23 protein-coding genes are annotated in these 19,726 nt (G+C 27.7%); 18 read left to right on the plus strand and 5 right to left on the minus strand.

From position 1 onward, the window contains the following. Positions 1-18: 18 nt before the first annotated feature. From CSPA_RS10660 to CSPA_RS30085, 3 genes are all read left to right on the plus strand, one after another. The gene (locus CSPA_RS10660; protein ID WP_015392268.1) at positions 19-1,077 is read left to right on the plus strand and encodes a DUF429 domain-containing protein; all 1,059 of its coding nucleotides are present in this window, start codon (positions 19-21) and stop codon (positions 1,075-1,077) included. Positions 1,078-1,369: 292 nt separating this feature from the next. Continuing rightward, a complete protein-coding gene (locus CSPA_RS30745; protein ID WP_015392269.1) occupies positions 1,370-1,498 on the plus strand; it encodes a hypothetical protein in 129 nt (42 codons plus the stop codon). Positions 1,499-1,599: 101 nt separating this feature from the next. Further along, positions 1,600-1,773: a hypothetical protein gene (locus CSPA_RS30085; protein ID WP_015392270.1), complete on the plus strand. Its 174-nt coding sequence runs from the start codon at positions 1,600-1,602 to the stop codon at positions 1,771-1,773. 246 nt (positions 1,774-2,019) lie between these two features. Here the strand turns inward: CSPA_RS30085 and CSPA_RS10665 are convergent, their stop codons facing one another. Continuing rightward, the gene (locus CSPA_RS10665; RefSeq protein ID WP_015392271.1) at positions 2,020-2,562 is read right to left on the minus strand and encodes a TetR/AcrR family transcriptional regulator; all 543 of its coding nucleotides are present in this window, start codon (positions 2,560-2,562) and stop codon (positions 2,020-2,022) included. Positions 2,563-2,677: 115 nt separating this feature from the next. Here CSPA_RS10665 and CSPA_RS10670 point away from each other — a divergent pair, with 115 nt between their 5' ends. Beyond that, positions 2,678-3,436 (plus strand): EFR1 family ferrodoxin, encoded by a 759-nt coding sequence (locus tag CSPA_RS10670; protein ID WP_017810691.1) that lies wholly within the window; start codon positions 2,678-2,680, stop codon positions 3,434-3,436. Positions 3,437-3,578: 142 nt separating this feature from the next. Here the strand turns inward: CSPA_RS10670 and CSPA_RS10675 are convergent, their stop codons facing one another. Continuing rightward, the gene (locus CSPA_RS10675; RefSeq protein WP_017810690.1) at positions 3,579-4,154 is read right to left on the minus strand and encodes a TetR family transcriptional regulator; all 576 of its coding nucleotides are present in this window, start codon (positions 4,152-4,154) and stop codon (positions 3,579-3,581) included. 292 nt (positions 4,155-4,446) lie between these two features. On the opposite strand from CSPA_RS10675, the gene CSPA_RS30750 reads away from it, so the two are divergent. The 5 genes from CSPA_RS30750 to CSPA_RS10695 all read left to right on the plus strand — a co-directional run bounded on the left by CSPA_RS30750 (position 4,447) and on the right by CSPA_RS10695 (position 8,469). Further along, a complete protein-coding gene (locus CSPA_RS30750; protein WP_015392274.1) occupies positions 4,447-4,572 on the plus strand; it encodes a hypothetical protein in 126 nt (41 codons plus the stop codon). Between the two features lie 54 nt (positions 4,573-4,626). After that, on the plus strand, positions 4,627-5,820 hold the full coding sequence (locus tag CSPA_RS10680) for an alpha/beta hydrolase (protein WP_015392275.1): 1,194 nt from the start codon (positions 4,627-4,629) through the stop codon (positions 5,818-5,820). A gap of 655 nt (positions 5,821-6,475) precedes the next feature. Continuing rightward, complete coding sequence (locus CSPA_RS29745) at positions 6,476-6,841, plus strand: hypothetical protein (RefSeq protein WP_015392276.1); 366 nt, start codon at positions 6,476-6,478, stop codon at positions 6,839-6,841. Between the two features lie 162 nt (positions 6,842-7,003). Beyond that, positions 7,004-7,699 (plus strand): hypothetical protein, encoded by a 696-nt coding sequence (locus CSPA_RS10690; RefSeq protein WP_015392277.1) that lies wholly within the window; start codon positions 7,004-7,006, stop codon positions 7,697-7,699. A gap of 29 nt (positions 7,700-7,728) precedes the next feature. Continuing rightward, on the plus strand, positions 7,729-8,469 hold the full coding sequence (locus CSPA_RS10695) for a hypothetical protein (protein WP_015392278.1): 741 nt from the start codon (positions 7,729-7,731) through the stop codon (positions 8,467-8,469). A 143-nt stretch (positions 8,470-8,612) separates the two neighbouring features. Here CSPA_RS10695 and CSPA_RS10700 read toward each other — a convergent pair whose 3' ends face one another. Both CSPA_RS10700 and CSPA_RS10705 read right to left on the minus strand, forming a co-directional pair. Then, entirely contained in the window at positions 8,613-9,437 is an 825-nt protein-coding gene (locus CSPA_RS10700; RefSeq protein WP_015392279.1) for a linear amide C-N hydrolase, read from the minus strand. Positions 9,438-10,081: 644 nt separating this feature from the next. Then, positions 10,082-10,360 (minus strand): CD3324 family protein, encoded by a 279-nt coding sequence (locus CSPA_RS10705; protein WP_015392280.1) that lies wholly within the window; start codon positions 10,358-10,360, stop codon positions 10,082-10,084. Between the two features lie 434 nt (positions 10,361-10,794). Here CSPA_RS10705 and CSPA_RS10710 point away from each other — a divergent pair, with 434 nt between their 5' ends. Genes CSPA_RS10710 through CSPA_RS10720 form a run of 3 tightly spaced genes read left to right on the plus strand, consistent with a single transcriptional unit; the run spans position 10,795 to position 11,987 of the window. Then, complete coding sequence (locus CSPA_RS10710) at positions 10,795-11,226, plus strand: MarR family transcriptional regulator (RefSeq protein ID WP_015392281.1); 432 nt, start codon at positions 10,795-10,797, stop codon at positions 11,224-11,226. A 48-nt stretch (positions 11,227-11,274) separates the two neighbouring features. Beyond that, positions 11,275-11,670, plus strand: a complete 396-nt coding sequence (locus tag CSPA_RS10715) for a YvaD family protein (protein ID WP_015392282.1) — start codon at positions 11,275-11,277, stop codon at positions 11,668-11,670. A gap of 2 nt (positions 11,671-11,672) precedes the next feature. Then, positions 11,673-11,987, plus strand: a complete 315-nt coding sequence (locus tag CSPA_RS10720; RefSeq protein ID WP_015392283.1) for a DMT family transporter — start codon at positions 11,673-11,675, stop codon at positions 11,985-11,987. 234 nt (positions 11,988-12,221) lie between these two features. Here CSPA_RS10720 and CSPA_RS10725 read toward each other — a convergent pair whose 3' ends face one another. Next, positions 12,222-13,142, minus strand: a complete 921-nt coding sequence (locus CSPA_RS10725; RefSeq protein WP_015392284.1) for a metallophosphoesterase — start codon at positions 13,140-13,142, stop codon at positions 12,222-12,224. Positions 13,143-13,576: 434 nt separating this feature from the next. Between CSPA_RS10725 and CSPA_RS10730 the strand changes: the two genes are divergently transcribed. The 6 genes from CSPA_RS10730 (at position 13,577) to CSPA_RS10755 (ending at position 19,563) form a co-directional block, all read left to right on the plus strand. Next, positions 13,577-13,975: a bacteriohemerythrin gene (locus CSPA_RS10730; protein ID WP_015392285.1), complete on the plus strand. Its 399-nt coding sequence runs from the start codon at positions 13,577-13,579 to the stop codon at positions 13,973-13,975. A 287-nt stretch (positions 13,976-14,262) separates the two neighbouring features. Continuing rightward, complete coding sequence (locus tag CSPA_RS10735; RefSeq protein ID WP_015392286.1) at positions 14,263-15,075, plus strand: alpha/beta fold hydrolase; 813 nt, start codon at positions 14,263-14,265, stop codon at positions 15,073-15,075. A 378-nt stretch (positions 15,076-15,453) separates the two neighbouring features. Beyond that, positions 15,454-15,855 carry a bacteriohemerythrin gene (locus CSPA_RS10740; protein ID WP_015392287.1) on the plus strand — a complete coding sequence of 134 codons (402 nt, stop codon included), beginning with the start codon at positions 15,454-15,456 and terminating at the stop codon, positions 15,853-15,855. 176 nt (positions 15,856-16,031) lie between these two features. Beyond that, on the plus strand, positions 16,032-16,214 hold the full coding sequence (locus tag CSPA_RS10745) for a hypothetical protein (protein WP_015392289.1): 183 nt from the start codon (positions 16,032-16,034) through the stop codon (positions 16,212-16,214). A gap of 113 nt (positions 16,215-16,327) precedes the next feature. Beyond that, positions 16,328-18,247, plus strand: a complete 1,920-nt coding sequence (locus CSPA_RS10750; protein WP_015392290.1) for a sigma-54-dependent Fis family transcriptional regulator — start codon at positions 16,328-16,330, stop codon at positions 18,245-18,247. A 230-nt stretch (positions 18,248-18,477) separates the two neighbouring features. After that, positions 18,478-19,563, plus strand: a complete 1,086-nt coding sequence (locus CSPA_RS10755) for a 2,3-butanediol dehydrogenase (RefSeq protein WP_015392291.1) — start codon at positions 18,478-18,480, stop codon at positions 19,561-19,563. Positions 19,564-19,726 lie beyond the last annotated feature (163 nt).

Here is a 19,726-nt window from a genome sequence, read left to right on the forward strand (position 1 = left end):
AAAAAAGGAGCGTTTAATTTGAATTTTATTGGTATAGATGTTCATTTACATTCAGTAGTTGCTGCTGTCATAGATGAAAACTTAAATATTATAGATGTTAGTAATGTTTCTTTTGAAGAAGTGATAAATATGATTCATGAATATTTGCCTATTGTAATTGCTATTGATGCTCCATCAAGTTTGAACAAAGGTCTTATGAATGATGAGGAGTATAGAAAAAATATAGGTAGAAAGATAAATGGCCACTATAATAAAAAAGTATCTGAATATGAACTTTCGAGAAGAGGAATAAATCCATTCCCAACACCAGACAATATAGAAAAAGTAAGAAGCAGAAATGATTTATCATGGATGGAGCAGGGATTTTGGTTATATAACAACTTATTAGATAAAGGATACAAGCTCTTAGATCAGAACAATTATGTGGATAGTATGGAGAAGGGGATAGTAGAAGTATTTCCTCATGCATCATTTTCAACTTTGGCAGGACAACTATTGCAAAATAAAAATACTGATGAAGGATTAAATCAAAGATGGTTATTATTACAGCAGTTAGGACTTAATAATTTAGACTTTATTATGAAGGCTGTAAAAAGAAAAGATAAGGATGATTATTTAGATGCAATTGTTGCAGCATATACTGGATATGCAATTAGTAATGGAAAAGGTAGTTTTGTTGGCGATGCTACTGAAGGACAAATTGCTTTACCAATTAGAGATATTAAGGAATCATATAAAAGAAGTAAATATAAAGAAAAATCTATTGTTAAGGAATATCAAGATGATTGTAGTTATGAATATGAATTTCTTCATAATGATAGTGTATTATGGTTAAAGTATTTTACACCAATAAATAATTCTCCTAAAATAAAAGAAGTGATAAATATTGAAGAAGGGAACTTTAGTGTATTTGCTATTATAACAAATAATGAGGGCAAATCAGCTGAGGTAGAATTAACTAACATGAGGGGAAAAACTCAAGGGGTAAAAGTTACTGATAAATATAAAAGCATTTTAAAAGAATTCTGGGGAAGCCATGGTGATGGTATTACATATTCAATTAAGATAATAAATTGATTTCAATAGTAATGGAAAAGTGGTATGAAAGATTATGTTATTCTAAGCTTAATAGAGATTATGCACATACATGGAAATTTTTTTGCTGAATTAAATGAAAAGGACAACTCGCTAAGGGGTAGCAAGTTATCCTGAATACTGATTAGTTATTTAAAGGGTAAATATTTATGAAAAAAAGTCTTATCAAGTTTATGTTTTTATTATAGGGGGAGTTTGTGACAAGTTTATGGCAAAATAATTAAATTAAGCTAAATGATTTATTAAATACAATTAAGGTTATTGAGGTGTTGAAATGGGACTTGTATTAGGTGTAATTGGTGTTTTGATAATGATCATAATTGGTATGCTTTTTGGTAGAATGATGCAGCTTGTGGGATTAATCATTGAAGCAAGTGTGAAATTGTTCAAAAAACTATTTTAAAATTATGAGATATGATAAGGAGAATCGTAAAAATTAATGAAGATATTCAAATTTAATGGTTGTTTATGTGGAATTAAATTTATGTAGTTAGGAGAATGGGAATGGAAATTAAGTTTATGACGTTACTTATGAATTGGATTAATTTTGGATTAATAATTTTAATAATAATAGGAATTTATAAAGGGGTAAAAGGATTAAAAAGTTTTATAAATAGAAACAAGCAAATGAATGAAAAGATAGATGCTATTTTAGAGGAACTAGAAAAGAAAAAGTGAATAATACTAATAATGTATTTTACTAAATACTTATACTATATTAATTTTTGATTGATATATATGAGTATTTTTTATTTATCTTATTTTCCGAGCAGAAAAAGAACACTGGATTTTATTGGAAATTTCAGCATTAAACCTCAAGCTGTAATAAAAAATTGCTATAAGTTATTAAGTTAGGTGATTTTTAGAAGAAATTAATAAATAATTTAAGCTATAGAACTACATGGTCAATGAATTGTAGCAGAATTAATTCATAATAAGTCGTTCGTATACCATTTTTGCCATAGCTTCATCACTCTCTTTCATACCACTCTTACTCCATTCCATTAAGACATTATAAAAACCTCCTGCTATGAATGCATTGTTATATTTCTTAGATTCAATAGAACAATGATTTTTACATGCAATAGAATTACAAAGTGAATGGAGGAATTTAACAGATTTTTCTAGTATTAAAGTATTTAAATCAGAATTAATTAAATTAGTAATTAATTTTTGATGTTTTCTGAAGTGAGAGAAAAACGAGTATGTAAATTCATAGCTATCGGCCTCAGTATAATTTGAAATAAGATTAGAGTATTCTTCGAAAATTTCATCAAGATAAACACTAATAATATCTTCTAATATATTGTAATTTCTATAAAAAGCCATCCTAGATACGCCAGCTTTCTGCGTTACCTCAGTGATAGAAATGTTTTTAAAGTTTTTTTTCTCCATTAAGATCATAAGAGCTGTAAAAATACTTTCTTTTGTTATCTTATTTTGAGTATCATTGTATTTATTTGCCATGAACATTATCCTTTCTTTTGTAACATCTTACGTATATACTATTGAACTATTTCTGTATTCAAATTATACTATACTCATCAAGGAGTTACAAGTGAAACGTCTAAAGGAGGATGTTATGAAAGTATTATATTTTACAGCAACAGGTAATAATTTGTATGTGGCTAAGAAAATTGGAGGGGAAAGTTATTCTATTCCTAAATTAATGAAACAAGGACAATTTGAGTTTGAAGATGAAAAGATTGGTATTGTATTTCCGAGTTATTATGGAGGGGTTCCTAGAATTGTTGAGGAGTTTTTAGATAAAGTTAAACTAAAAAGTGAGTATATTTTTGCGGTAGTGTCATTTGGATCTTTTTCAGGAGCAGTCATACCTGAGCTTTTAGAAATTGGAAAAAGAAATCAAATCCAGTTTTCATACATTAACGAAATACTTATGGTTGACAATTACCTTCCAGTGTTTGATATGGATAAAGAGATGAAAAAAGAGCCAAAGAAAAATATAGAAGAAAGTCTTGCCCAAATAATCAAAGATATCCAAAATGAAAAAGTATATATCAAAAGACACGCTACAGTTATAAGATTTATTGAAGCAATAATAAAAAAGTTTCATTCTAGTACTAAGGGGAATCCTGAATATGATAAGAATTTCTATGTAGAAGATGCCTGTAATAGCTGCAAAATTTGTGAGAAAGTTTGCCCAGTAAATAATATTAATGTAGATACTGAACCTGTTTATAAAGGAAATTGTGAGCATTGTTTAGCATGTATTAATCATTGTCCACAGAATGCTATTAGGCTAAAAGGTGAAAGAAGTAAAACTAGATTCATTAATAAAAATATTGCATTGAAAGAAATAATAGATTCAAATAGCTAGCTTTATACTATGTCACAGCAAAAAAAGTCGTGTCACGAAAAATAAAATTGTGTTAGAAATGTATGAAATACTATGCAAAGAAGAGTGGAGCAATCTATAATCAAAATAATAAATTTCTTATATTACTGGAATAACCTGTTTTTTACTTAACGAAAAATATTTTGTCAATCATGGTATCTTGAATTTGTTCAAGAATTTTTCTAATATCCGATTCTTTGCCAGAAGTAAGAAGCCATTTAATTGTAGTTAGTACTAAAGAGGAGTAAATGGTTGAATAGTAGTCTAATAAAGAGTTGTCTTTGCAGGCATTATGAATTATTAGATATTGTTTGAAATTTTCTTTTAATAAATTTTGACAATCATCATATAGGTGGAGAGATTCTGTTTTAATTTTCCATAATGCAAGAATGGTCTTTTTTTGGTCATAAAGATACTCATAGGTTTTATAAAGAATAGAAAAAAGTTCGTTTTTGTTCATGTCACTAAAGCGTTCATTACTAAAAGAAGTAACATTTTTCATGATTTCATTGATAAGTTGTTCTGCTAATTCATATTTGTCTGAATAGTGTTTATAAAAAGTAGAACGATTTATTAAAGCCTTATTTAATATGTTTTGTATAGTAATTTCATTAAAATCTTTTTCAGAAAGTAATTCAATAAATGTATTTCTAATATTTGCACGTGTTTTAATTACTCTTAAGTCTGTTTTTTGTTGCATATCCGTCATCCCCATTCCATAATTAATTACCATTAAATATATCAGATATTAATTACACATATAAATTTTAACAAAATGAAAATAAAAGGCAAGAGCAACAGGTTGTTTAGTAGTAAGCAACCTGTTGCTTTTTATTTTGAAATAAATAAAAAGTCTAGGAAGTACTATTATTAATACATTCTATTTTGTATGGTTATGCAACAAAAAGTAGTAGATTTGTTTGTTATCAAACAATTTTACGATTTTTATTGATTGAAAAGAATTGAAGGAAAAAATAAAATAAGGTTATACAATGATAATTAATCTCAATAAGGAAAGAGGAGGTAGAATTTATGATGCTTTTGATGGAATAAAAGTATGCGTATATGATGAGATTTTCAATAGTAAAAAAGAGATCGATAACTTAAAAATGGGATAACTAGAATGCATTTACGCAGCACAAAGTCAAAAATAATGAAAGGTGATGAATATTATGTTAAATAACAAAATAATAAAAGAAAAATTTCCTGTTGGATTTTATAATGATTTGCACCAAGATTTTAGTATAAATTTTCAGATGAATCGCTTTTATAATTGGTCAAATGATGAAGAGATGCTTAAAGAAATGAAGAAAGTTAGTCCATACATTCATAATTACGAAGACTATATTAATAAGTTTCTAGAATTGTCAGAAAAAGCATTGAAGGAAGGAAAAAAATTAAGGGCTGCTTATTACTTGAGAGGAGCAGAATTTTATATATCCGAAACAGATCCGAAAAAGCAAGCTTGTCGTAAACATTTTATTTCATTAATGCAAGAATATTTTCATGTCAAGGATAGTCAACACTACAAGGTTCCTTATGAGAATGGATTTCTTTCGGCTTATCGCTTTACACCAGAAGCGCCAAAGGGAACTTTTGTGATGTTTGGTGGCTTTGACAGCTATATAGAAGAAATATTTTCAGTAGCTATGATAATTAAAGATGAAGGATATAGTGTTATATGTTTTGATGGACCAGGACAAGGGGCTACTATTGAAGATTATAAAATATCTATGACTCATGAATGGGAAAAACCTGTAAAAGCTATATTAGATTTCTTCAAAACTGATGATGCAACTTTATTTGGACTTTCTTTGGGTGGTTATCTTGCAATAAGAGCAGCTGCATTTGAAAATCGAGTTAAATGCGTAATTGCTGATGATATTTGTGCAGATTTTTATCAGATATTGCTAAGACAAATTCCTGTGAATTTAAGAGAAGAGTTTCAGGCTCTTATGTTGAATCAGAATGACCAAGAAGTGAATTTTTTAATAAAAAAATTAATGAAGGAAAGTCTTATGTTGGAATGGGCAGTAAACCAAGGCATGCATATTACAGGAACTCAAACACCTTACGACTTTATGAGTGAAATGATGCTTTTTAATACAAAAGAAATATCAGCAAAAGTAGAGCAGGACGTTCTTTTAATGGCTGCACAGGAAGATCATTATATACCACTTAACCAATTATTTGAACAAAGTAAATCTCTTATAAATGTACGTTCTTTAACAACACGTATGTTTACAAGAAAAGAGAATGCCCAAAATCATTGTCATGTAGGAAACATTGGACTTTCTATAGAGGTTATACTAAATTGGCTAGAACAAAATTCAAAACAGAAGACATTATTGATAAACAACTTGTAATTTAGACTTATGTGATAACTATTTTTTCATCTGGCTACTTGATTAGGTGCAGTTCAAATAGAACCAGATGCTTATTTTAGTTCGAAATTCATTCACATAATATGTTGTAATTAATACATGATAATTTATGTATTAACATAATAAGCAAATGAATAAAAAGATAGATGGAATTTTAGATGAACTAGAAAAGAATAAGTGAATAATATTAATAATGTGATTTACTAAATACTCACACTATATTAATTTTGGATTAATAGGTGTGAGTATTTTTATGCATAGAAGAAGATACTCCAATTTATAGGTGAGTGGATGTGCATGTCAAAGAAAAATGGAGTTATATTAAAAATTATTATAATAATGGAGAACAATCATTTATTATTTCATAACTTTTTATTCATTTGTTAGATAAAGAATAAGAAAAGTAATAGTAGGATGTTAAAAATTTAAATGTTAAAATATTTATATAAGGGAATGACTATTTTGAAGAAGATGTTCTTTAAAAATTTGCTATTACTGTAACAGTGTAAATGATTTTGAGAATAATGAAGACTTAAAGTTTTATTGTAAAGATTGAAATGATTTTATTGGTTGAAAGTAATAATGAATTATAGATTTTTTAGAAGAGATTTTAAATGAAATAAGGAAGGAAATTGATATGAGCGTGGGTTACTATCTGATTAATAAAACAAAAAAAGAGCAAATAACATTTTCTCATCTTCCTGCTGAGACAGCTAGAGAATTAACAGGAAATCCAGTTACTTCAGCAATTACTACTTGGTACATGCTCAAAAACTTAGGTGATGACATAAGTTTTATTCCAGATCAATACTATGAAAATGAATCTTCACTAAAAGAAGCATCATTAGATGAAATTTTAGGTTACAATGATATGACAAATTTAATAATAGAAGATTTAATAGGTTTAAGGATATTAAAGGATAATGGAATTGAACATTTTTTTGAGGATGAGCCTGAAGTGTATATAAGAAGATTAGAAAATGTATGGATGGATGAAAACTAAGATGAATTTTGAAAAGTGAAATTGGCTTAGCATATGAGAGGGAAAATAAATAAGCGCCATGGAAAAAGGTTGAAGATTGATACAATTAGATTCTATGTAAGAAATAATTAAATTTAATATAAGTTGATTATAAACCGTTTTATATGGTTGATAGGAGGAAAAGTGATAAAGTTATTAGAAAGAGATTATTTTAAAAATAAGGATTTTACAGCATATATTATTAAATCAATGCAGGAAGCACTTTCATATGGATTATTAGATGGAATTGATGATGAGCAAGAACTTAAGGATATGGAGGAATATATTGAAACAAATTATGATTTTTTAGATAACAATTGTAATAATTATAAAGAACAATCTGTTTCTAGCAAGATACTTCATCTTAATATAAATGATATTAGTTGTTATTCAGATATTTTGGGAGAAAAACTTATTTCCTTGCTTAAAAGTATAAATGCAGAAAATATAGAAATTATACTGGATACAAAATGTGATTGGTTTAGTCAAAAAAATAACTATAAACCAGTTCGTAAAGCATTGAAGGAATTAAGAGAAATAGTTGGAAGGAAAAACTATTATGGTGCCTTTGATGTAGATTTAAAGCATCTCAAACAAATGATAGAGATTGTATTTTGGTTAGGAAGATGTAATGCTTCATTACCTTACATTCATTTAATTTGTGAAAAACAAAGAGTAAGTTTTATGATATGTAAATATGGGAATTTACATGTTGACACATATTCAAAAGAAATAGATAAAAGTATTGAAGAATCATATTCAAAAAGTGGTTTTATTTCTATAGATAATGAATATGAGTTTCTTGAAGATGAGTTTAAAGGAAGAAAAATCAAAATTTAAATTGTTGAGTAATAGGAGATTTAAGTTTAATGAGAAGAGTAAGAGATGTATTTTATATAAATGCAAATTTTAATGAGAAATATTTTATATATTATGGAATGGAATTTAAAGAATTTATTAAACATAATCCAATAAAGATAGAAAACATTTTGGTCACTGAAGGAAATTATATTGCTAATAATTTTAATAGAAGTTGGTTCTTGGAGACGGCTAATGGAAAAAATGATATTTTAGAGTTATCAAAGGAAGATATTTATGGTTTAGGTAATTTCCATTGGTTAGACTATAATAATGAAGTTGATTTAAATAGCTGCACACCAGAAGAAAAGGCAGAAGTATTATATTTATCACATTTTGGCAAGCCTTTGAATTCACCATTTTTTAGTGGAATAAATAATGACTTTGTTTATCTTTCTCATGATGACGGGTGGTTTTGTAAATTGTATTGCAAAGATATGTGTGTATTTAAAGATATAATTGCAAATAAAATTATAGAGAGTTTTTCCACAAATAAAAGAAGGAAAATATATCCTATGCCTGAAGATATAAAAGAAGAGATCCTTGAATTAACTAAAAAAGGACTTTTAATAGACTTCTCTAATATATACAGGGATAATAAATGTATTAGTTTAAATTATTATACTATTGGTCATTATGAAGATATGGACGAAATGTATAATAATCTCGAACGAAACAAGTACAGAGCGGATGTTAAAGGAATAATTGAGCATAAAAATAAGTCATGGAAAATACAAAGCAGAAATAATTAAAGTATTAATCTATTGGGTATCTTGCTAGTTGTCATAGGGTATCACCTTCTTAAGTAAAGATACAACCTTATTATACCAAAACAAAAAGTGACTATGTAGCCACATAGCCACTAATTTTTATTTTACGCCACGAAAAATGATTTTCACTTATATAAGCTAATAAGATCATTCACAAATATTTCTCCATTTGTAAAATGAATTTTATTGTTGCTTAAAAGTCCATCCAATGATTGAATTGTTTTTTCGATCATAGAAATTTTCCATTTTTTACTTAAATCTGTTTTAAAGCTAATATAAACTTCATTTTTTAACGGTTCAAATACTATTGAACACAAAGTATTCTCCTGACTAGTTTTTCTTAAAATTTCAAAGGCTTCATTTATACCAAAGCTATGAATATTATTATCAATATATTCATGAGCACAAATATATCTATCAGCACCTATACCATATACTTTATTATAATTTGCTTCCTTAAAATCCCCATTTGGAAAATTAGTCATAATAATAAAATCATTATTAATCTGACTTATTATATTTGTATCAATTCCTTCTTCCAGAATAAATGCATCACCAGTTTTATCAGCGATAATAGTATGTAGCCCTAAATCTGGGTATAATGGATTTCTAGGATACGAGATTACTCTTTTATTAAGAATTTCAAAAAATTCAGATGTTTTTCTTGTTTTCTTTAGCGCCTCATCAAAAATATCGAAAGCAAACCAATCATTTTCGTCACAACTTGATTTAAAACCTGGACTATATTGTACTGCTTGAGTACAGATAAAAAGACCGTCACTATTAATACCAGCAACATCAATGTATTTATTTTCCATTAATGCTGAAAAATTAAAAATATTTTTATAATTATAACTATTAATTTTCAGTTTTAAATCAATTTCATCAGTATCAAAATTCATACCATAAATAGTTTTTTCTTGACCGTATACTGCAAAACTTGTACACATTTTAGAAACTCCTTTTAATTTATAATATTGTCATATATAGATATCCCAATTAATAATCAAACCTATAAATGTAATATATATGTACTATTGAGAAATTATAATCGTAACACTACACTAGAAATTAGAGACATATTTGTGCAAGCGGCATATTAAATTAAGCTGTGATGATTATTAAGGAGATAAGTGAAAGTCCAAATCTATGATTTGGTTTCTTTAACTTAGTTAACTCATTCATGAGTTAACCTCCTTTAAAAACTGATTTGGTGTGAATCGCTTACTCAGCGAACGAACGTGAGTCGAGTTTCCTCTATTGGTTGTTCCACTTTCTGCTTGTCATAAATTTACTTTAGGAACATGCAGAAATGGGTGCAACCTTCCACTTAGAACCCATCCAGCGAAAATTTCATAAGTCCGCTGTAATAAATATGTGTTTAATTTCGGTAAGTCCGCATATGTCTAATTCTTGCATTGGATATCTATATGCTTAGAGTATTTAGAGAATCATTTAGTTATTTTACCATTGGTTTCACCACTTTCTTAAACTTATATTTAAATGATATCACTGGCTACATCAGTGTATCAACCTAATACATTTTTCAGAAACAAAAATGCGCCATCTAGCGTTTGCTTTATGGCACATTTTATTATTGATTTTCTTTTTTCATTCTGAAAATAATTTTCTGTATACTTTTGGTGGATAAATAATACATTTCAGAAAGACTTTTCACAGAAGTACCCTCTTGATATATCTTATAAATATCTGCATTTCTCGCAGAAGTTTCCTCTTTACTTCTAGTAGTTTCTCCCCAATGTTTTTTGTTGCATTCTTTTTTAGGAATATATATGTATTCACCCTCAACATATTTTTGAATTAAATCCAATAATTCTTGTGGCAACACATCTGTTGCTTTAATATAGCTCATTAGTATGCTCCTCCTAAATACAATTTCATTTTAGGATTGAGCAAAGGTTATTTCATATTTAATTATTGATATCTATGCAATAGCCTCTGCTATGCATTAACTACAGGTCTAGTCATAAGGCAATTTCCTCCATTTCTTCTTAGTTACTGTAAATTATATTTATTATTTCTCACATCTAATGTATAAGTTTAAAATATTATAGTACATTTTACCACAAATTAGGATAAAGCGACAACTATAAAATTGCGCAAAAACTAACTTATGAAAGTAATCATTTAACTTTATTTGTTCCTCATAGCAAAAAAGTCATGGATGTGTTTTATTAGGTTTACTGGGCAAATGTTTTTTTCTTTACTTGGTAATAAATAGATGATAAGATAGTTAAATAGATTTAATTAAATATATTTAACTATTTATATGGAAGGTGAAAAATTATGATTGAAAACAATATAGCCTTAATTGCAAATTATTTTTGGAAAGAATCTATTAACAATATTAGTAATACTTTATCTGAGGCACAAATTAGTAATTTTAATATGAATGATTACTATTACCTTACATCAATTTATCAACTAGGTGCACCTAAATTGGGAGATTTAGCTACAAAACTTAATTTGACAAAGCCTGCAATTTCAGCATTAGTTAAAAGATTAGAGAAGAATGAATTAATAGTAAAAACTCAATCTAAAGAGGACAAAAGGGTTTATTTTGTGAGCCTTACTAACAAAGCAATTAAAATTATTGAAGGAGATAATAAGTTATATGCAAGTTTATCAAATGTTTTTAGTGATTTCTTAACAAATGAAGAAATGGAGATTGTTGATAATTTATTGCAGAAAGTAGTAGATAGATTTATACAACTGTAAAGATACATAACTAAATTGAACTTAATTAGTTTATTGGGGGAAGTTATAATGAAAAATTTAAAGTACTTTGTTTTGATTACAGATATAGGATTCGTGATTTATTGGTTTATTACGCTGTTTCATTTAATTCCAGAAAATCTATTGTTTAAAGATTATACTAATCCTATTTTATTTGCATGGAATTGGTCATTCTTTCCGCTTGATATGGCAATTTCTATAACAGGATTTTTAGGGCTATACTTGTATCGTAAAAAGAGTATATTATGGAAGAAAATTAGTTTGATTTCGCTTGTTTTGACAGTATGCTCAGGATTGCAGGCTATTTCATTTTGGTTAATAAGGTATGACTTTGATCCAATCTGGTGGATTTTTAATTCTTATTTGCTTATATATCCATTATTCTTTATAAAAGGTTTATTAATTGATAATTGTGAGAGGTGTTAAAAGTGAGTTGGATTTATTTAATTTTAGCAATAACATTTGAAATTTTAGGAACAACTTTAATGAAGTTGTCAGATGGTTTTTCAAATGTAAAATATGCTATAGCCATGCTTATTTTTTATGTTCTAAGCTTAAGTATGTTAACATTGGCTTTAAAGAAGTTAGAGATAGGAATTGCATATGCAATTTGGTCAGGTGTAGGGATAGTGTTATTATCTATTATTGGAGTTATATTTTTTAAAGAATCAATAAATTTGCCTAGAATAATATTTGTAAGTTTTATCTTGATAGGTACAATTGGATTGAATCTGAGTAGATAATGAAATCTTACGGTAGATTTTGTTTTGATCCTAATTCTGGAGGTATAAAAATATGATTTTTCTAAATTTTAAGAAGAATTAGTTGATTTAATGATATTATTAAGAAATAGGATTTCCGAGAATAAATATATAAAATAAAGAATTTAGAAACCTATTAATAATACATATAAATTAGATGTTAAGGTTGGAGTTGAACATTAAACCTCCAACCTTAAAGAATTACTTAAATTATGATTAACACGAACTTGTTCTTAAATCAAAGGTTCCAATTGGTTCTGGACCTCTTAATATTTTTCTTTTTATATGAAGACTTCCATTTGAAGAAGTTCTAATCTTCCATTCAATCAACATTATTTGTCCATTTACTATCTCAATGCCTTGTATTCCACTTGCTCTAACACATGAGCCGTCATTGAAGTAAGGTATTTCATTCACTTTTGGAAAATGAGGTCTATGGGTATGCCCGCAGATGATCATAATTTTGTTAGTTTTAATCCAATTACTATAAATACGTTCAATTTTATGAATCTTTTCTGAACTTTTTACAGGACTTGCAGGGTTTATAAATCCTACAGAGTGAAGAAATCTCCAAAAATATCTTACTGTGAGCCTAGTAAAAAACCATATCTTGTCATTCATTATATCTCCTTGATGACCATGAACAGTTAATATTTCTTGGCCTGTATCTTTATGCTTAAAAACTACTGACTCATGTACTTGGAGGTTGGGGAATAATTCTATTTCTTCTTCGTTATAATCATCATAAAATTTATAATAATTCTTTTCTACAAAATTTTTATATTTTAACTGTATGTTATGATTACCATATAGCATAATCAATCTATCAGAATTGAAAAACTTTTTTAATATAGAATATACATCATCATGTGCAAGTCTTATGTGTTTAAAATTAGAATGTTCCCAAAGTTCATCTCCATCGCCAACTTCAACATAAGTATAACCATTATTAAAATAGAATTCTAATGCAAATAAAAAGATATTTTGATTTTTTGCAAATTCATCAGATGGGGTACTATCGCCTCTATGACAATCGCTGAAAAATATATATTTAGAGTTGTCATCAAAGTATTCAATTTTGGCGTTATTATAAGCTTCTGTTAATCTTTTTTTTGCTAGCTTCTTTTCTAATATCATATAACACCGTTACACAAAATCTACTAAAATCTAATATTCGGAGTTTTATATTTTCTTTAAATAAGTTTTAATGATCTTTTCCTTTTATACTATTATTAGTTCTAATAAATTTATAACGGTTTTCACCATCCTTCCAAATTTGAATTCTCCTTGTTGCTTTCGTGAAATAATCTCTTTAATTTATTATAACTCAAACAGATGTAATTAATCTGCCATTTTGAATAAGAATATATTTAAAATAATAAAACTGTCCAACATAAAGGGAGTATTTTATTATATGGGAAAATCAGAATGTGTTGCAACATAGTCATATTATGTTTATAAGATTATTGTTTTATATAAGAAAATAAAGTTACTTATAAAAATAAAAATATTTGCTACATAAGGAACATATGGTAAAATTAAAGATAATATTGTAGAAAGTAGGGGAAAAGATGTTAATATGGAAGAATGAATATTCAATAGGCGTTGACATGATTGATAAGCAGCATGAGCATTTGTTTGATATTGGAAATCAAGCATATGAACTATTAAAAAATGAGCTCCGTGTGGACAAGTATGATGAAATTGTTCAAATACTAGAAGATTTGCGTCAATACACTAAATTTCATTTTGAAACAGAAGAAAACTATATGGCCCAAATTAACTATCTTCAATTATCTGATCAGAAAATGGAGCATGAAAATTTTATAAAAAAAATATCAGATATTGATTTTAGAAAGTTGGATGAAAACCCTAATAAGTATCTAGATGATATACTTTCTTTCGTTTTTGGTTGGATATTAGACCATGTTTTGAATAAAGATAAATTAATAGCGCAAAATCAAGGTTAAGTAAAGAGCTAATATTTAAGTTTAGTTTTAATTTATAATATGATTACTTTATTGTTTAAAATAAAGTAAAGTTACATTCTTAATACTTGAATTGAGGACAGTTGAAATAGACTGTTCTTTTATTATGTAGAAAAATAACATTAGGAGCTTTGGTATTTATAATTGCCAATCAATATTTTTTATCCTGTGAAAACTTAAAACAAATAATGTCATATTAAAAAGTTAACAAATTTGAATTCAAAATAATATGATATAAAAATAAGTTATTTTGTTTGAGGAGATTATATATGGGGTACTATATTAAAGTAGAACCTAATGTAAAGATTTATGTAGAAGATCTTAATGAAGGAGCTGATAATACTATTTTATTTATACATGGCTGGCCAGGCAGTCATAAATTATTTGAATATCAATTTGATGTTTTACCAAAGTTAGGATATAGGTGTATTGGTATAGATACAAGAGGTTTTGGAGAGTCAGATAAGCCTTACAAAGGTTATAATTTCGATAGGTTGTCAGATGATGTAAGGTGTATAATTGATGCCTTAAAGTTAAGAAATATAACACTAGCAGGACATTCAACTGGAGGAGCAATTGCTGTAAGATATATGGCACGTCATAAAGGTCATGGAGTATCGAAGTTAGCTCTTTTTGCAGCTGCAGCTCCAAGTCTTATTAAGCGCCCGAACTTTCCTTATGGTTTAGATAAAGAGACGGTTATCAATCTTATTGAAGGAACATACAGTGATAGACCAAAGATGCTTCAAGGGTTTGGAGATATATTTTTCTATCAACATATAAGTGAAGCCTTTTCAAATTGGTTTTTCCAATTAGGATTACAGGCAGCAGGGTGGGCAACAGCAGCAATTGCAAATGCCTGGATAAATGAAGTTTTCTTTTCTGATTTAGAAGAAATAAACGTTCCGACTCTAATTATTCATGGAATTCATGATAAAGTTGTGCCTTTTGAATTAGGAGAGATACAAGAAAAATGCATTAAAGATTCGAAGCTTTTGCCTTTTGAATTTAGTGGACACGCTTCCTTTTATGATGAGAAAGATAGATTTAACAAAGAACTTATTAAATTTATTGAAGAATAAAATACTTTTAATTAAGAGTGCTAAAGTAAATATATTGAATGTATTTTAAGGTTATGCAAATGGGAGAAAATATTTATCCTATTTGCATAATCTTTTTTGATTCTAAAATTTTTAGAAGATTTTAGATAATATTCTTAGTTTAAAGTTGCACAATAAAACGAATAATAGCTTATTTAAAATTAAATTATAATACAATTTAATTAAAGAAATATTATAAAAAGACAAGAAACGGTGTAAATAAATGTCTGAAAAGTGAGAAAGTATATATAATTAGTATTATAATATTACAATATGTAAAAACAAAATTATGAAGAAAAAAACAAAAAATAGTATAATATGCTTAAAATAAATAATAAAATTTTGAGAGGTGTATTGAGTATGGAAATTAAATGGGATCAAAATTTAGCTGTTGGTGTTGATAAAATTGATAATCAGCACAAAGAATTGTTCGATAGAATGAATAAATTAATATTAGCAATGAAGGAGGGGAAAGGAAAGACTGAGGTTATGGATACATTGAAGTTTTTAGAAGATTACGTTGTTAAACATTTTAATGAGGAAGAAGAACTTCAAAAAAGAAATAATTACCCAAAGTATGAGACTCAACATAAGGAACACGAAGAGTTCAAAATGGATTTAAATAATTTTAAGAGTATGATTGAAAAGGAAGGTTTATCTTCAGCTTCAGCCATAAAATTACAAAATAGTATGTCACTTTGGTGGAGAAAACATATAAAGGATTTGGATATGGATTTAGGAAAATTTTTGATGAAGGTTTAATTGACATAGGTTTATTTGTTTAATTAATAGAGTGAATAATATGGGTATGAAAGAACTATGCAAAGAAAGTAAGAGCAATCCTACTGAAAGGCATAGTTTTTTTATTTTATTTACAATAGAACGTAAGTTCGATATAATGGTTTTATAGTATTTAATTAATAGGGGAGTAAGATAAGATGGATAAAAATGTTTATGAACTCATAAAAGATATTGAATTGCAGAGAGAAAATATTAATAATTGGGAACAAATAACTAATATATTTGTTAATTCTATCAAAAGAAGAGGGCTTAGTGAAGGTGAAGTAGAGAAAGTTAACAATATTATAATAAAAGGAATTAAAAACGAAGAATTATATTGAGTATGGTGTATAATTGATATAAAAGATAAAATGTTATGAATTAATTACTTTGATTAAGAGATACTAAAAATTTAACAAATAAGTAATTTAAATTTTATAATGGAGAAAAACATATGAAGGATTATATTGAATTTATCACTAAAGCATGGGAAAAATTTATAGATACAGGAAAAGTGGATCCAAAGGTTAGAAGAGAAATTGCTGATTCATGGATAAGATGCAGAAAGTATGGGGTTAATCCTCATAATGGGAAGGGAAATATTAAGCATCCAGATATAAATAAGTTAATCAATAAAAATAGTGAACTTATTTCTGTTGCAAGACCTGTTATAGAAAGTATATATAGTATGGTTCATGGATCGGGCTTTGCTATATTCTTGGTTGATAGAGATGGATATATTATAGATATAATAGGTGATAAGGATATAATGGAAAGAGCAGAAGATTTGAATTTCCTAAAAGGAGAATTGTGGTCCGAAAAAGTAGTTGGAACTAATGCTATAGGAACTGCATTATATCTAAATAAACCAGTTCAAACTATAGGGGCAGAGCATTATGGAATAAATCAACACTCTTGGACATGCTCAGCAGCTCCAATATATGATGAAGATGATAATTTAATTGGATGCATTAATATGTCTGGTAATTATTATAATGCCCATTCACACACTTTGGGTATAGTGACTGCAGCAGCTCAATCAATACAAAAGCAAATGGAACTGGCTATTTCATATAAATTACTTAATGCCACTTTTGATTCCATATCAGAGGGTATGATAGTTATGGATGAGCATATGAAAATAAAAAGAATTAATGGTCAGGCATTAAAAATTTTAGACATAGCTTTAGAAGAAGCTATGAATATGGATATAAAGCATGTTTTAAAAGGAATTGATTTTTATAAAAGTATAAATAATATAGAATGGGATTTTTCTATAAATAATGAAAGAATAAAGTGCGTTATAAATATACGTCCAATAAGCAAAAATGGTAAAAATAGTGGAATGGTAATAACTTTCTCAAAAGTTGAAGTAGTACATAAATTAATTAATAAATTTGTTGGATACAAAGCTCAATATCAGTTCAAAGATATTACAACAAATAATTTAGAAATGAAAAAAATGATAGATTTTTCTAAGAAGGCTGCAAAAAGCGACTGTAATATTTTAATTCAAGGAGAAAGTGGAACTGGTAAGGAATTAATTTCACAGTCAATACATAATTATAGCAATCGAGCAAAAGGACCATTTGTAGCTGTGAATTGTGCATCAATTCCAAGTGAACTTGTTGAAAGTGAATTATTTGGATACGAAAAAGGTGCTTTTACAGGAGCGTCAAAGGAAGGACATCCAGGAAAATTTGAATTAGCAGATGGTGGGACAATTTTTCTAGATGAAATTGGAGAATTGCCTTTAGATATTCAAAGTAAACTTCTTAGGGTACTAGATAATGGAAAGATTGTTAGAGTAGGAGGAACTTTTGAGAAACAATTAGATGTGAGAATTATTGGGGCTACCAATAGGATATTGAAAAATGAAATAAGGAAGAAAAATTTCAGAGAAGATTTATACTATAGACTAAGTGTAATGGAAATAAAAACAATACCTCTTAGAAGAAGGAAAGAAGATATAGATTTGCTTGTAAATGAATTTATTAATAATTTAAATTTAAAAAGTAAAAATAACGATGTAAGTGTAAAAAACTCCTATATTGATGAGTTGAAAAAATATGATTGGCCAGGAAATATACGTGAACTTAAAAATGTTGTTGAAAGAGATTACTATATAAGTGAAGGTGAAATTGTAAATATAGATTTCTTAGATAGTGACAATACCCATGAAAAAGTTATTGAACAGAAATTATTAAAAGAAGGATTTGATATAATACCCCTTAGTGAGATTGAGGAAAAAGCAATAAGAAATGCTATAATGGAGTGTAATGGAAATATTCAATTAGCAGCTAAACTATTAAATATAGGAAGAGCAACTTTATATAGAAAGTTAAAAAGTTATGGAATAGATGTATCAAAATGAGAATGAAGTATAGAGTGTATCAAAATGATAATAAAAAAATGTATCATTTTGATACATTTTTTATTTTAAATTAAGTTTACGATTTGCTATAGTTTTATTACGAAGCTTTAGAAAATAAGTCATGTGAAGTTGTTAAAATAAAAATATAATTTTATAGTGACAGCTTTGGCATAGATATTGCTCTATATAAATGTGAATAAATTAACAATTAGTTATTAGGAGGAGTTTATATGAAAGCTGCATTATGGTATGAAAAGAAAGATGTTAGAGTTGAAGAAATCGAAGAACCAAAAATAATAACAAGTGATGGTGTAAAGATCAAAGTAAAATGGTGTGGTATATGCGGTTCAGATTTGCATGAATATTTAGGAGGACCTATATTTATACCAGTAGGACAGCCACATCCATTAAGTGGAACAACTGCTCCAGTTGTTTTAGGACATGAGTTTTCAGGAGAAGTTGTAGAGATTGGTAATAATGTAACGAATTTTAAAGCTGGAGATAGAGTAATAGTAGAACCAATAGTTGCATGTGGAAAATGTCCAGCATGTCTTGAAGGAAAATATAATTTATGTTCATCTTTAGGCTTTCATGGACTTTGTGGAAGTGGAGGAGGATTAGCTGAATATACAGTTTTCCCAGAGAAATTTGTACATAAAATACCAGATGAAATGTCTTATGAACAGGCAGCTTTAGTTGAACCAATGGCTGTGGCATTACATTCAATTAGAATTGGTAAATTTCAAACAGGGGATACTGCATTAGTTTTAGGCTCAGGACCAATAGGGCTTGCAACTATAGAATGCTTAAAAGCAGCAGGTGCAAAATTAGTAATAGTATTGCAAAGAAAATCAATAAGACAAGAATATGCTAAAAGAGCAGGTGCAGATGTAGTATTAGATCCTAATGAAGTGAATATAGTAGAGGAAGTTAAAAAGCTTACAAATGGATTAGGGGTTGATGTAGCTTTTGAAACTACAGGAGCTCAAGTTGGTTTAGATATAGGAATTGAAAGTATAAAATTCGAAGGAACCTTAGTAATAACAAGTATATGGGAAGGTGATGCTAAAATTAATCCTAATTCATTAGTATTTTCTGAAAAGAAGATTATTGGAACTTTAGCATATAGACATGAATTCCCAGCAACTATTGCTCAAATGAAGGATGGAAGAATAAAGGCAGAAGGGTATGTGACAAAGAAAATACATTTAGATGATATAGTTGAAGAAGGCTTTGGAGCACTAACAGGTCCAGAAAAAAAGAAACATGTTAAGATTTTAGTAACACCAGATAAAGAACTTTTAACAAATAACTAATATAAATAAATTTGAAGAGGCTATCGTTACGATAGCCTCTTCAAATTTATTAGGTTTGAATCTTTTCTTAAAATTAAGGAAGAAAGATTAAACTTTAAATACTTAAAAATAGTTGCAGATGCTGGATATGAAAGTGAAAAAACAATTTATTTCTTGCTATGGC

The sequence above is a fragment of the Clostridium saccharoperbutylacetonicum N1-4(HMT) genome (assembly GCF_000340885.1).
Taxonomy (GTDB): Bacteria; Bacillota; Clostridia; order Clostridiales; family Clostridiaceae; genus Clostridium; species Clostridium saccharoperbutylacetonicum.